Annotated in this window: 15 protein-coding genes; 13 read left to right on the top strand and 2 right to left on the bottom strand. The window is 56.7% G+C overall.

What is annotated here, in order from left to right; all coding sequences use genetic code 11:
* Positions 1–64 precede the first annotated feature (64 nt).
* From CMQ96_RS22305 to deoD, 13 genes are all read left to right on the top strand, one after another.
* Complete coding sequence (locus CMQ96_RS22305; protein WP_004132304.1) at positions 65–478, top strand: DNA polymerase III subunit psi; 414 nt, start codon at positions 65–67, stop codon at positions 476–478.
* Positions 447–893, top strand: a complete 447-nt coding sequence (gene rimI / locus CMQ96_RS22300; RefSeq protein WP_004128686.1) for a ribosomal protein S18-alanine N-acetyltransferase — start codon at positions 447–449, stop codon at positions 891–893. Before CMQ96_RS22305 ends, rimI begins: the two co-directional genes overlap by 32 nt.
* 14 nt (positions 894–907) lie before the next feature.
* Positions 908–1585 carry a pyrimidine 5'-nucleotidase gene (gene yjjG / locus CMQ96_RS22295; RefSeq protein WP_024360400.1) on the top strand — a complete coding sequence of 226 codons (678 nt, stop codon included), beginning with the start codon at positions 908–910 and terminating at the stop codon, positions 1583–1585.
* A gap of 91 nt (positions 1586–1676) precedes the next feature.
* Complete coding sequence (gene prfC, locus CMQ96_RS22290) at positions 1677–3266, top strand: peptide chain release factor 3 (RefSeq protein ID WP_004128689.1); 1590 nt, start codon at positions 1677–1679, stop codon at positions 3264–3266.
* Between the two features lie 217 nt (positions 3267–3483).
* The gene (osmY, locus tag CMQ96_RS22285; protein WP_004132300.1) at positions 3484–4095 is read left to right on the top strand and encodes a molecular chaperone OsmY; all 612 of its coding nucleotides are present in this window, start codon (positions 3484–3486) and stop codon (positions 4093–4095) included.
* 123 nt (positions 4096–4218) lie between these two features.
* On the top strand, positions 4219–4380 hold the full coding sequence (locus CMQ96_RS22280; protein ID WP_003856556.1) for a DUF1328 domain-containing protein: 162 nt from the start codon (positions 4219–4221) through the stop codon (positions 4378–4380).
* A 120-nt stretch (positions 4381–4500) separates the two neighbouring features.
* Complete coding sequence (locus tag CMQ96_RS22275; protein ID WP_024360399.1) at positions 4501–5574, top strand: patatin family protein; 1074 nt, start codon at positions 4501–4503, stop codon at positions 5572–5574.
* The gene (locus CMQ96_RS22270; RefSeq protein WP_024360398.1) at positions 5571–6350 is read left to right on the top strand and encodes a metal-dependent hydrolase; all 780 of its coding nucleotides are present in this window, start codon (positions 5571–5573) and stop codon (positions 6348–6350) included. Before CMQ96_RS22275 ends, CMQ96_RS22270 begins: the two co-directional genes overlap by 4 nt.
* 145 nt (positions 6351–6495) lie before the next feature.
* On the top strand, positions 6496–7773 hold the full coding sequence (locus tag CMQ96_RS22265; RefSeq protein ID WP_004132295.1) for a NupC/NupG family nucleoside CNT transporter: 1278 nt from the start codon (positions 6496–6498) through the stop codon (positions 7771–7773).
* Between the two features lie 414 nt (positions 7774–8187).
* Complete coding sequence (gene deoC / locus CMQ96_RS22260) at positions 8188–8967, top strand: deoxyribose-phosphate aldolase (RefSeq protein ID WP_004132293.1); 780 nt, start codon at positions 8188–8190, stop codon at positions 8965–8967.
* A gap of 77 nt (positions 8968–9044) precedes the next feature.
* A complete protein-coding gene (gene deoA / locus CMQ96_RS22255; protein WP_098067343.1) occupies positions 9045–10367 on the top strand; it encodes a thymidine phosphorylase in 1323 nt (440 codons plus the stop codon).
* Positions 10368–10419: 52 nt separating this feature from the next.
* Positions 10420–11643 (top strand): phosphopentomutase, encoded by a 1224-nt coding sequence (gene deoB / locus CMQ96_RS22250; RefSeq protein WP_098067342.1) that lies wholly within the window; start codon positions 10420–10422, stop codon positions 11641–11643.
* 94 nt (positions 11644–11737) lie between these two features.
* Positions 11738–12460 (top strand): purine-nucleoside phosphorylase, encoded by a 723-nt coding sequence (gene deoD, locus CMQ96_RS22245; protein ID WP_004098401.1) that lies wholly within the window; start codon positions 11738–11740, stop codon positions 12458–12460.
* A gap of 58 nt (positions 12461–12518) precedes the next feature.
* Here the strand turns inward: deoD and lplA are convergent, their stop codons facing one another.
* Entirely contained in the window at positions 12519–13535 is a 1017-nt protein-coding gene (lplA, locus tag CMQ96_RS22240; RefSeq protein ID WP_004132289.1) for a lipoate--protein ligase LplA, read from the bottom strand.
* Positions 13536–13545: 10 nt separating this feature from the next.
* Positions 13546–14187 carry a YtjB family periplasmic protein gene (locus CMQ96_RS22235; RefSeq protein ID WP_004128710.1) on the bottom strand — a complete coding sequence of 214 codons (642 nt, stop codon included), beginning with the start codon at positions 14185–14187 and terminating at the stop codon, positions 13546–13548.
* Positions 14188–14233 lie beyond the last annotated feature (46 nt).

The raw sequence follows: 14233 nt of genomic DNA, 5'->3' as shown, positions 1-14233 counted from the left end.
GTTTGTTGGCGCAGATACGACGGATTTGCTATATTGCGCGCTTAATTAACAGGAGTGTTTCGCTATGACATCCCGACGAGACTGGCAATTACAGCAGCTGGGCATCACCCAGTGGTCGCTGCGTCGTCCTGGGGCGTTACAGGGTGAAATCGCTATCTCGCTTCCTGGACATATTCGCCTGGTGATGGTGGCGGAAGAACCGCCATTGCTGAGCGAACCGCTTATCAGCGATATTCTGCGCGCGCTGGCCCTGACGCCGGAGCAGGTGATGCAGCTGACGCCTGAGCGCGTTGCGATGCTGCCTCAGGACGCACGCTGTAATAGCTGGCGGCTGGGCACCGACGCGCCGCTACCGCTGGCGGGCGCACAGATCGCCACGCCCGCTTTCGATGAACTTCAGACCAGTACGCCTGCCCGCATGGCGCTCTGGCAACAGATTTGCGCACATGAACACGATTTCTACCCTCAACCCGGCTGATTTGCCCCGCGCCTGGCAAATTGAAACGCGCGCCCACGCTTTTCCGTGGAGCGAGCAGACGTTTGCCAGTAATCAGGGCGAGCGCTATCTGAATCTTCAACTGTCCGTGGACGGCGTGATGGCGGCTTTTGCCATTACGCAAATCATCCTCGACGAGGCGACGCTGTTCAATATCGCCGTCGACCCCGCGTTTCAGCGTCGCGGTCTGGGCAGGGAACTGCTGGAACAGGTGATTGATGAGGTCGAAAAACGCGGCGTCGTCACGCTGTGGCTGGAGGTGCGCGCGTCTAACGTCGCCGCCATCGCGCTCTATGAAAGCTTAGGCTTTAACGAGGCGACGATTCGCCGCAACTATTACCCCACGGTCGACGGACGTGAGGACGCAATCATTATGGCACTGCCAATCAGTATGTAAGACAAGGTGATACGATGAAGTGGGACTGGATTTTCTTTGATGCCGATGAAACGTTATTTACGTTTGACTCGTTTAGCGGCCTACAGCGGATGTTTCTCGACTATAGCGTGACGTTCTCCGCAGAGGATTTTCAGGACTACCAGGCCGTGAATAAGCCGCTGTGGGTGGATTATCAGAACGGCGCCATTACTTCGCTTCAGCTGCAGCATCAGCGCTTTGACGGTTGGGCGGAGCGCCTGAATGTCCCTCCCGGCGAGCTGAACGCCGCGTTTATGAACGCGATGGCGGAAATCTGTTCGCCGCTGCCGGGGGCCGTATCGCTGCTCGACTCGCTGCAGGGGAAGGTGAAAATGGGCATCATCACCAACGGTTTTACCTCGCTACAGCAGACGCGTCTTGAACGTACCGGTTTACGCGATCACTTTGATTTGTTGATTATCTCCGAAGAGGTTGGGGTGGCTAAGCCGGATGCGCGTATTTTTGACTATGCGCTGGCGCAGGCGGGCAACCCCGATCGTGCGCGGGTGCTGATGGTTGGCGATACCGCTGAGTCTGATATTCGCGGCGGCGTAAATGCCGGCCTGGCGACCTGCTGGTTCAACCCCCATCAACGCGAGCTGCCCGCGGACCTCCGCCCGGACTGGACGGTCACCTCTTTGAGCGAACTGGAGCAACTCCTGTGTAAACACTGATTGCCTCCCCCCCATTGATGGGTAAAATAGCCGCAATTTTTTCGTATTCAACATGCGCGGCGCGTTGCCGCTTACTCAAGAAGATTGAATTATGACGTTGTCTCCTTATTTGCAGGAGGTGGCCAAGCGCCGCACTTTTGCCATTATTTCTCACCCGGATGCCGGTAAAACGACCATTACTGAAAAGGTTCTGTTATTCGGACAGGCGATTCAGACCGCCGGTACGGTAAAAGGCCGCGGCTCCAGCCAGCATGCAAAATCTGACTGGATGGAGATGGAAAAGCAGCGCGGTATCTCCATCACCACGTCCGTGATGCAGTTCCCCTATCACGACTGCCTGGTTAACCTGCTGGATACCCCGGGGCACGAAGACTTCTCCGAAGATACCTACCGTACCCTGACGGCGGTGGACTGCTGCCTGATGGTTATCGATGCCGCAAAAGGCGTCGAGGATCGTACCCGTAAGCTGATGGAAGTCACCCGTCTGCGCGATACGCCGATCCTGACCTTTATGAACAAACTCGACCGCGACATCCGTGACCCGATGGAGCTGCTGGATGAAGTGGAAAACGAGCTGAAAATCGGCTGCGCGCCGATCACCTGGCCGATTGGCTGCGGCAAACTGTTCAAGGGCGTTTACCATCTTTATAAAGATGAAACCTACCTGTATCAGACCGGTAAAGGCCACACCATCCAGGAAGTGCGCATCGTAAAAGGGTTAGACAACCCGGAGCTTGATGCGGCGGTGGGTGAAGACCTGGCGCAGCAGCTGCGCGATGAGCTGGAGCTGGTGCAGGGCGCGTCTAACGAGTTCGATAAAGAGCTGTTCCTGGCGGGCGAAATTACCCCGGTATTCTTCGGAACCGCGCTGGGTAACTTTGGCGTCGATCATATGCTGGACGGTTTAGTGGAGTGGGCCCCTGCGCCGATGCCGCGTAAAACCGACACCCGCACGGTGGAAGCCTCGGAAGATAAGTTCACCGGCTTCGTGTTTAAAATTCAGGCTAACATGGACCCGAAACACCGCGACCGCGTGGCCTTTATGCGCGTGGTTTCCGGTAAGTACGAGAAGGGCATGAAGATGCGCCAGGTGCGTATCGGCAAGGACGTGGTGATCTCCGACGCGCTAACCTTTATGGCCGGCGACCGTTCGCACGTGGAAGAAGCGTATCCGGGCGATATCCTTGGCCTGCATAACCACGGCACCATCCAGATTGGCGATACCTTCACCCAGGGCGAAATGATGAAGTTCACCGGTATCCCGAACTTCGCGCCGGAACTGTTCCGCCGTATTCGCCTGAAAGATCCGCTCAAGCAGAAGCAGCTGCTGAAAGGACTGGTACAGCTCTCGGAAGAGGGCGCGGTGCAGGTATTCCGGCCGATCGCCAATAACGATCTGATCGTCGGCGCGGTGGGCGTGCTGCAGTTTGACGTGGTTGTCGCTCGTCTGAAGAGCGAATACAACGTCGAGGCGATTTATGAGTCCGTCAACGTCGCGACCGCACGCTGGGTGGAATGCAGCGACGCGAAGAAATTCGAAGAGTTCAAGCGTAAGAATGAAATTCAGCTGGCGCTGGATGGCGGCGATAACCTGACTTATATCGCCCCGACCATGGTGAACCTGAATCTGACGCAGGAACGTTACCCAGACGTCCAGTTCCGTAAAACCCGCGAGCACTAATCCTCTTTGGAGCGCGGTTTTCGCCGCGCTCCACGCCATTTTCCCCTCGGTTTGCCCTTTCTGGAAAGTTCTTAATTCTTACCGTTTTGCGCGCTTTTTTACCCGTTAATGCCGCACTCTTCCGTGTATCTACTACATTTAATAAGTAATTTTTGGAATCCTGGCTTAATAGACTACTTATTTTGCTTTACCTGCTTAGATATAACGAGGAACGACGATGACAAGACTTAAGAGCGGCAAGACACTCCTGGCCCTCTTCCTGGGCTCAGCAATAATCAGCGCTTCGGCGTATGCAGAAAACTCGACCGTAGACAGCGCGAAATCTGCAGCAAGCAATGCCGGGCAAGCCGTCGATAATTCGATGAACAAAGTCGGGAATTTTATGGACGACAGCACCATCACCGCCAGGGTGAAAGCGGCGCTGATCGATCATAAAGATATTCGCAGCACCGATATCTCTGTGAAAACTGAAGATAAAGTCGTCACCTTAAGCGGGACGGTTGATAGTTCAGAACAGCACCAGCAGGCGCTTAGCGTCGCGAAGGCGGTTGAAGGTGTGAGCTCCGTTAACGATAAGCTTAGCGTGCAGAACGAAAAATCTGCTTCGCTGAAGGGCTATGCCGGCGACACGGCGGTGACCAGCGAGATCAAAGCTAAATTGCTGGCTGACGATATCGTTCCGTCGCGAAACGTGAAGGTAGAGACCACCGATGGCGTTGTACATCTATCCGGTACGGTCGCATCCAGTAAGCAGTCGGAGCGGGCGGAAGGTATTGCGAAAGCTGTATCCGGCGTCAAAAGCGTGAAGAACGACCTTAGCGTCAAATAAATCTATTCATTAAAACAATTATTCTGCGGCCTTTCCGCAGGATGTGTAGCACCACAGGGTTGTGTATGCGCGGCCTGAGTGCGCAGAAAATCGACCGTCATTAACTATGGTAAGGAGAGACGTATGTTTAGATGGGGCATTATTTTTCTGGTGATCGCGTTAATTGCCGCCGCTTTGGGCTTTGGTGGCCTGGCTGGTACCGCTGCCTGGGCTGCGAAAATTGTCTTCGTTGTCGGTATTATCCTGTTCCTGGTCAGCCTGTTCACCGGCCGTCGGCGTCCCTAGACGTTAACGTGTGAAATACCGTCTTACATAAAGCCAGTCAATGTGACTGGCTTTCTCGGTTTCAGGGCGTTAAAAAATGCGTTACCTTTGTTTTTATAATAAGCAGGACAGGAAAGCAGGGTGGGGCAGCGAATTCCCGTTACGTTGGGCAACATTACGCCGTTATCTGTTAAACCCTTCCAGCCGGGCAGGCTTGCTCTGGTGTGCGAAGGCGGGGGACAGAGAGGGATTTTTACCGCCGGGGTGCTGGACGAATTCATGCGCGCGGGATTTAACCCGTTCGATATGATGTTTGGCACCTCTGCCGGGGCGCAAAACCTGTCGGCCTATCTATGCAACCAGCCCGGCTATGCCCGCAAGGTGATCACCCGCTACACCACCGCCCGCGAGTTTTTCGACCCGATGCGTTTTGTGCGCGGCGGAAATCTTATCGATCTTGACTGGCTGGTCGACAGCACCGCGAAAAAAATGCCGCTGGCGATGGCCTATGCTGAAGATCGTTTTGCCCAGGGCAAAGAGTTCTGGATGTGCGCCTGTCGCGGCGATGATTACACGCCAAACTACTTCTCCCCAACCCAGCAGACCTGGCTTGACCTGATTCGCGCCTCCAGCGCCATTCCCGGTTTTTACCGCAGCGGCGTGCTGCTGGACGGCGTGAGCTATCTCGACGGCGGCGTCAGCGATGCGATCCCCGTGCAGGAAGCCGCCCGTCGCGGGGCGCAAACCATCGTGGTGATCCGCACCGTACCGTCCCAGATGTACTACACCCCTCAGTGGTTTAAGCGGATGGAGCGCTGGCTCGGCGAAAGCAGCCTGCAGCCGTTTGTGAATCTGGTGCAGCACCACGAAACCACCTATCGCTCCACCCAGGAGTTCATTGAAAAACCGCCGGGTAAGCTGAGAATTCTGGAGATTTATCCGCAGAAGCCGTTGAAGAGTATGGCGTTAGGCAGCCGTCTACCGGCGTTGCTGGAAGACTACAAGACCGGGCGCCAGTGCGGGCGCTATTTCCTCGCCACCGTCGGCAAACTGCTGGCCGACAGACCGCCGCTGCTGCGCCATGCGCCGCGTATTGCGGTGCCGAAAACGGTGGTTATCCCGCCGGCGCCGGTGGCCAATGAGATCCCCCAGGCTCCGGTTATCGGGGCCGTGCAGGCCAATGATGCCAGCTTTGAGAGTGAGGATCTGGCGTGACCCTGCGATTTATTGATACCCACTGCCATTTCGATTTCCCCCCGTTCACCGGTGACGAAAGCGCCAGTATTGCCCGGGCGGTGCGGGCTGGCGTGACGCAGATCGTGGTGCCCGCGACGGAAGCGGATAACTTTGACCGCGTGTTAGCGCTGGCAGAGAAGCATAGCGAGCTCTACGCCGCCCTGGGCCTCCACCCGATAGCGATTGAGCGGCATGGCGCCGACAGCCTTGAACGGCTTGAGCGCTGTCTGGCGAAACGCGATGCTAAGCTGGTCGCGGTCGGGGAGATAGGTCTCGATCTCTATCGCGAAGATCCGCAGTTTGAGCGCCAGCTTTCTGTATTTGAGGCGCAGCTACGTCTGGCGAAACGCTACGATTTGCCGGCGATCCTCCACTCCAGACGCACTCACGATAAGCTGGCGATGCTGCTGAAAAAACACGCTTTACCGCGAACCGGCGTGGTCCACGGTTTTGCCGGCAGCCTTCAGCAGGCGGAGCGGTTTGTGCAACTGGGCTATAAGATTGGCGTTGGCGGCACCATTACCTACCCGCGCGCCAGCAAGACCCGCGATGTGATGGCGCAGCTGCCGCTTTCGGCGCTACTGCTGGAGACCGATGCGCCGGATATGCCGTTGAACGGTTTCCAGGGGCAGCCGAACCGGCCCGAACAGGCGGCTCGCGTCTTCTCCACCCTATGCGAGCTGCGCCCTGAGCCCGCGGAAGTGATAGCTAATACCCTGATAGATAATACAAAAGAGATGTTTTCCCTTCAGTAACGTCTTACTGAGTGACCTGTGTCTCATTCCTGCCTTTTTATCTCATTGTTTTGCTTAAAATGTGTGAGCTGAAATAAGCGTGATGGTTTCATGCCGTTATAATCGCGGGGTTTTAGACTGAACTATCAATACACAGGGACTCTGTATGCAAATTATCATGGGACTTATTGGCATGGTGGTGCTGTTAGCCATCGCTGTGCTCCTCTCCAGTAATCGAAAAGCCATCAATCTGCGCACCGTCCTCGGCGCCTGGATTATCCAGGTCGGGATCGGCGCGTTAATTCTTTATGTACCGGCCGGGCGTACGGCGCTGTTGGCCATGTCGAACGGCGTTGCTAACGTGATTGCCTACGGCAATGAAGGGATCGGCTTTATTTTTGGCGGGCTGGTTTCCGATAAGATGTTTGAAGTCTTCGGCGGCGGCGGGTTTGTTTTTGCCCTGCGCGTCCTGCCGGTCATCGTCTTCTTCTCATCGCTGATCGCCGTGCTTTATTACCTCGGCATCATGCAGTTTGTTATCCGCATCCTCGGCGGGGCGCTGCGCGCGGTACTCAAAACCTCGCGCACGGAGTCGCTCTCCGCCACGGCGAACATCTTCGTTGGTCAGACCGAAGCGCCGCTGGTGGTGCGTCCTTACATCGCCACCATGACCCGTTCCGAGCTTTTCGCGGTGATGTGCGGAGGGCTGGCCTCGGTAGCGGGCTCCGTTCTGGCCGGTTACGCTCAGATGGGCGTACCGCTGGAATATCTGATCGCCGCTTCGTTTATGGCGGCGCCGGGCGGCCTGCTGTTCGCGAAGATTATCGTGCCGGAGACCGAGCAGCCCCGGGACAACCCGGCGATGGAAAAAAATGACGCCGATCCGCAGGCGCCGGCGAACGTGCTGGATGCCGCCGCATCCGGCGCGGCTTCCGGGATGCAGCTGGCGCTTAACGTCGGGGCGATGCTGCTGGCGTTTATCGCGCTGATTGCCCTGGTTAACGGTATTCTTTCCGGCGTGGGCGGCTGGTTTAACCATCCGGACCTGTCGCTGCAAATGATCCTTGGCTGGGTTTTCTCGCCGCTGGCGTGGGTGATTGGCGTGCCGTGGAATGAAGCCACCGTTGCCGGTTCATTTATCGGCCAGAAGCTGATTATCAACGAGTTTGTGGCCTACATGAATTTCGGCGAGTATCTGAAAGCCGATACCGAGGTCGCTGCCGCCGGTTTGCAGGTGATTTCAACCCACACCAAGGCCATCATCTCCTTTGCCCTGTGCGGTTTTGCCAACCTGTCGTCCATTGCCATCCTGATTGGCGGACTGGGCGGCATGGCGCCTAATCGCCGCCAGGAAATTGCCCAACTGGGCATGCGGGCCGTGGCGGCGGGAACGCTGTCTAACCTGATGAGCGCCACGATAGCGGGCGTATTCCTCGCGCTATAACGCCGTCTTGCACGCCAAGAACCCCGCGGCATTGCCACCGTGGGGTTCTCACTTCTGAGTGTTAAAATTCTATCATTTTATAATTCTCTATTTATCAACCACTCATGATGTATCTGGCATTTTTTCGCACAAAATGTCGGTGCTGGTGTCGAGGCTTGTTGCGAGGCTATGTTATAATAATAACATTGATTCGCAGTGGCGATTCCTGATTATGCTTATAGAGAGTCTGGCAGTGGAAGCGCACGGATTAGGCTTTATTTTGTGATTTTTATCACTATACAGTAATGCAAATTAGTAATTAGTTTTCATTAACTGTGATGTGTATCGAAGTGTAGCGGCGAGGGAATGTTACAATAGTAACAGACTCGCAAGGTGAACAAACTTTAAAACGGCACTACGCCGTCGGAGTATGAAATGACTGATTTAACGGCAAGCAGCCTGCGCGCGTTGAAACTGATGGACCTGACCACCCTGAACGATGATGACACCAATGAAAAAGTGATCGCGCTGTGTCACCAGGCCAAAACACCGGTAGGTAATACTGCCGCAGTGTGCATCTACCCGCGCTTTATCCCGATCGCGCGTAAAACGCTGAACGAGCAGGGTACCCCGGATATTCGCATCGCGACGGTGACTAACTTCCCGCACGGTAACGATGATATTGATATCGCGCTGGCGGAAACCCGCGCGGCGATCGCTTACGGCGCTGACGAAGTTGACGTCGTGTTCCCTTACCGCGCGCTGATTGCCGGCAACGAACAGGTCGGTTTTGACCTGGTGAAAGCCTGTAAAGAAGCCTGCGCGGCAGCAAACGTGCTGCTGAAAGTGATTATCGAAACCGGCGAACTGAAAGAAGATGCGCTGATTCGTAAAGCGTCTGAAATCGCCATCAAAGCCGGCGCCGACTTCATCAAAACCTCTACCGGTAAAGTTCCGGTGAACGCGACCCCGGAAAGCGCGCGCATCATGCTGGAGGTCATCCGCGATATGGGCGTTCAGCAGAGCGTCGGCTTCAAGCCGGCAGGCGGCGTGCGTAGCGCAGAAGACGCGCAAAAATTCCTCGCGATTGCCGATGAGCTGTTCGGTGCCGACTGGGCGGACTCTCGCCACTACCGTTTTGGCGCCTCCAGCCTGCTGGCAAGCCTGCTGAAAGCGCTGGGTCACGGCGATGGTAAGAGCGCCAGCAGCTACTAAAACGTAATTTGCCGACCTCAAGGCCGGATGTTGTCCGGCCTGCGGTTGGTCTTTGACTCTTTCCCCGGGAGGTTATCTTGTTTCTCGCACAAGAAATTATTCGTAAAAAACGTGATGGTCATGCGCTGAGTGATGAAGAAATTCGCTTCTTCATCAACGGCATCCGCGACAACACCGTCTCAGAAGGGCAGATCGCCGCGCTGGCGATGACCATTTTTTTCCACGATATGTCTATGCCGGAACGCGTTTCGCTGACCATGGCGATGCGGGATTCAGGAACCGTTCTGGACTGGAAGCATCTTAACCTTAATGGCCCAATCGTCGATAAACACTCCACCGGGGGCGTGGGCGATGTGACTTCGCTGATGCTGGGGCCAATGGTCGCGGCCTGCGGCGGCTATGTGCCGATGATCTCCGGGCGCGGCCTCGGGCACACCGGCGGTACGCTCGATAAGCTGGAGGCGATTCCAGGGTTCGATATCTTCCCGGACGATAGCCGCTTCCGGGAAATCATTAAAGATGTCGGCGTCGCGATTATCGGGCAGACCAGCTCTCTGGCGCCGGCGGACAAACGTTTTTACGCGACGCGCGATATCACCGCGACGGTGGACTCTATCCCGCTGATTACCGCCTCGATTCTGGCCAAGAAGCTGGCGGAAGGACTGGACGCGCTGGTGATGGATGTCAAAGTCGGCAGCGGCGCCTTTATGCCTACTTATGAGCTTTCCGCCGCGCTGGCTGAAGCGATCGTTGGGGTATCCAACGGCGCCGGCGTGCGAACGACCGCGCTGTTAACCGATATGAATCAGGTACTGGCTTCCAGCGCCGGTAATGCGGTGGAAGTGCGTGAAGCCGTGCAGTTCCTCACCGGCGAGTACCGCAATCCGCGGCTGCTTGAGGTGACGATGGCGCTATGCGTCGAGATGCTGATTTCCGGCAAACTGGCGGAGAACGACGCCGACGCGCGGGCGAAGCTGCAGGCGGTGCTGGATAACGGTAAAGCCGCCGACGTCTTCGGCCGGATGGTGGCGGCGCAAAAAGGGCCGAACGACTTCGTGGAAAACTACGATAAATATCTGCCGGCCGCGATGCTGAGCAAAGCGGTCTACGCCGAAGGCGAAGGGTTTGTCGCAGAAATGGACACCCGTGCGTTGGGCATGGCGGTGGTGTCGATGGGCGGCGGTCGCCGTCAGGCCTCGGATCTGATTGATTACAGCGTCGGTTTCACCGATATGGTTCGCCTCGGCGCGCGTATCGACGCGCAGCAGCCGCTGGCGGTTATCCATGCAAAAGATGAAAACAGCTGGCAGGAAGCGGCCAGGGCCGTTAAAGCCGCCATAAAACTTGGCGCTAAAGCGCCTGAAATGACGCCGACGGTCTATCGTCGTATCACCGAATAGTTATATACTGATCTGATCGCTTTTTTACAGCGCAAAAGGTACGGAGAATAATATGAAACGTGCATTTATTATGGTGCTGGACTCATTCGGCATCGGTGCGACTGAAGACGCCGATCGCTTTGGCGACGTCGGCTCGGACACCATGGGCCATATTGCAGAAGCCTGCGCCAAGGGCGAGGCTGACAACGGCCGCAAAGGCCCGCTGAATTTGCCTAATCTGACCCGTCTGGGGCTGGTTAAAGCCCATGAGGGTTCTACCGGTAAAGTTGCCGCCGGTATGGACGGCAGCGCGGAAGTTATCGGCGCTTACGCATGGGCGCATGAACTCTCTTCCGGTAAAGACACCCCGTCAGGCCACTGGGAAATCGCCGGCGTGCCGGTTCTCTTTGACTGGGGCTACTTCCCCGAGCATGAAAACAGCTTCCCGCAGGAGCTTCTGGATAAGCTGGTTAAGCGCGCCAACCTGCCGGGCTACCTCGGCAACTGCCACTCTTCCGGTACCGTTATCCTCGACCAGCTGGGCGAAGAGCATATGAAAACCGGCAAGCCGATTTTCTATACCTCCGCTGACTCGGTATTCCAGATTGCCTGCCATGAAGAAACCTATGGTCTCGATAAGCTGTACGAGCTGTGTGAAATCGCGCGTGAAGAGCTGACCGAAGGCGGCTACAACATTGGTCGCGTCATCGCGCGTCCGTTTATCGGCGATAAAGCCGGCAACTTCCAGCGCACCGGTAACCGCCACGATCTGGCCGTTGAGCCGCCGGCGCCGACGATACTGCAGAAGCTGGTCGACGAGAAAAACGGCCAGGTGGTTTCGGTGGGTAAAATCGCCGATATCTACGCCAACTGCGGTATCACTAAAAAAGTGAAAGCGACCGGCCTGGATGCGCTGTTTGACGCCACCATCAAAGAGATGAAAGAAGCGGGGGACGAGACCATCGTCTTCACCAACTTCGTAGACTTCGACTCTTCCTGGGGCCACCGCCGCGACGTTGCAGGCTATGCCGCAGGGCTGGAGCTGTTCGATCGCCGTCTGCCGGAGCTGATGGAACTGGTCGGGGAAGATGACATTCTGATCCTGACCGCCGATCACGGCTGCGACCCGACCTGGACCGGTACCGACCATACTCGTGAACACATTCCGGTACTGATTTATGGCCCGAAAGTGAAGCCGGGCTCGCTGGGTCACCGTGAAACCTTCGCGGATATTGGCCAGACCCTGGCGACGTACTTCGGTACCTCTGCGATGGACTACGGCAAAAACATGCTGTGATTATTTGCCCGGCGAGCTTCGTTCGCCGGGCCTTTTTTGTCGGCCTGATAAGGCGCTGCCGCCATCAGGCAACAACATTCAGAAGGATTTAACGATGGCTACTCCACACATTAACGCAGAAATGGGCGATTTCGCTGACGTTGTGCTGATGCCGGGCGACCCGCTGCGCGCGAAGCACATTGCAGAAACGTTCCTTGAAGACGTCCGCGAAGTGAACAACGTGCGCGGTATGCTGGGCTTCACCGGCACCTACAAAGGCCGCAAAATTTCCGTTATGGGCCACGGTATGGGGATCCCGTCCTGCTCCATTTACGCAAAAGAGCTGATCACCGACTTCGGCGTCAAAAAAATCATTCGCGTAGGCTCCTGCGGCGCGGTGCGTATGGACGTTAAGCTGCGCGACGTGGTTATCGGCATGGGTGCCTGCACCGACTCTAAAGTTAACCGTATGCGTTTTAAAGACCACGACTTTGCGGCGATTGCCGACTTTGGCATGGTGCGTAACGCGGTTGACGCGGCAAAAGCGCTGGGCGTTGACGCTCGCGTGGGCAACATTTTCTCCGCCGACCTGTTCTATGCGCCGGATGGCGGCGAGATGTTCGACGTGATGGAAAAATACGGTATCCTGGGCGTGGAAATGGAAGCGGCCGGTATCTACGGCGTCGCGGCGGAGTTTGGCGCTAAAGCGCTGACCATCTGCACGGTCTCCGACCATATCCGTACCCACGAGCAGACCAGTTCCGCTGAACGTCAGACGACCTTCAACGACATGATTAAAATCGCGCTGGAATCCGTTCTGCTGGGCGATAAAGAGTAATCATCTCTTCCTCCCTCTCCCTATGGGAGAGGGCCGGGATGAGGGTACCAGGCCGTAGCTAGCGTACGGCCTGTGCAATCCACGCTGACAACTCCCGCAGCTCATTTTCCTGCTCCGGGAAATCCCCAATCAACGCGTCACACTCCTGCTGCAGCATATCCGCGCGGTACAGGCAACCCTGCAATCTGGCGGCCAGCGCCTCCAGCGGCGCCGGGTTAAGGCTGTCGGTAAAGACCTGCGTGCGCGTGATATGGCCTTTCTCGACGTCGCAATGGAGCTCTACGCCGCCCCAGGTAAAACGCTCATCCAGCAGATGGCTGAAGGCGGGCGCCTGGCCAAAGTTCCACTCCCAGCTGCTCTGGCGCGCAAAGGTCGCGGCAAAATTCGGCAGGTCCGGCATGTTCTCCGGCGAGATCACTTCAGCTGCGACGCGTTCGCCGTAATGGGCGAAGAATGCCTCCTGAATCGCCTCGCAGACCTGCTGATGGGTAATCTCCGGCAGCAGCTCGACCAGATTGGCTACCCGTCCGCGTACGGAGGTAATGCCTTTGGCCTGCAGCTTCTTCTTATCAGGATTGAGGTAGTTGGCCAGACGGCTTAAATCGGCGTTCAGCAGCAGCGTACCGTGATGAAAGCCGCGATCCATCGTTTCGCGATAGGCGGAGCCGGAGACCTTGCGGTCGCCCTCAGTGGTTTTCACCACCAGATCGTTGCGGCCCGAGGCTTCCGCCTCGACGCCCAGCGCATTCAGCGCTGACAGGACGATATTCGTGGAAACGGTTTTATCGTACTCCGGTTTGCCGGCCATAAAGGTAAAGCAGGTATTGCCCAGATCGTGGAATACCGCACCGCCGCCGCTGCTGCGGCGCGCGAGGCGCACGTTATCTTCTTCCATGCGTCGGGTATTACACTCTTTCCACGGGTTTTGCGCCCGGCCAATGACCACCGTATCGGCATTGCGCCACAGAAACAGTACCCGCTGGGTGGCGGGCATCTGGCGAAAAATAGACTCCTCAACCGCCAGGTTGAACCAGGGGTCGTAAGAGTCGGAGAGCAGCAGGCGCAACGTGGACATAGCGATTTCCTTATTCTGATTCATCTTTATCTTCATCCTGCACCGGCTTATTGGCGGTGAGCAGGAAAGGCGATTGCTGCCAGCGGGTACGTTTTCCCTGCAGCAGGGTGCGCGTCAGGACGACGCCGATGGCCAACGATAGCAGCAGCATCAGGCGCAGGATATTGGTGGTATTATCGACCTGCTGCGCTTCGGTGGCTAAGGTATGCGTATCCAGCGTCAGGCGCAGGTAGCCGAGCGGGCCGTTTTTTCCCTGGATAGGCTCGACAATTTGCTGGTTGAAGTAACCGCCCGCTTTTTTACCGTCCAGCGCCAGCCGATCGCGGACCTCGACGCTTTCGCCTGAACGCGCCACCAGGTCGCCCTGCTCGTCATAAACGCCGGCGTCGAGGATGCGACTTTTGTGAGTAAGCTGTTCCAGCAGCTGGCTAATCCGCTTTTCATCGGGCGTTTCGCTACGCAACAGCGGCGCCAGGTTTAGCGTGACCTGCTGGGCGAGCGTGCGTGCCAGTTCTTCCAACTGCGGATTGCGCTGCTTCTGACTGTTCTGGCTGAACCAAGAGGCCCCCTGCATCAGGGCGACGAGGAGTGCGAGACAGATCAGAACAATTACCGCGCGATGCAGTCGGAATTTAAGTTTTGCGCGTACCATATTCCACCTTTGAAAATTTGCAGCTTAATGTTGCCAGAAGCGCTGG

Source organism: Klebsiella sp. MBT K-1 (assembly GCF_002556465.1).
Taxonomy (GTDB): domain Bacteria; phylum Pseudomonadota; class Gammaproteobacteria; order Enterobacterales; family Enterobacteriaceae; genus Klebsiella; species Klebsiella grimontii.
This window is presented reverse-complemented; position numbering and strand designations above follow the sequence as displayed.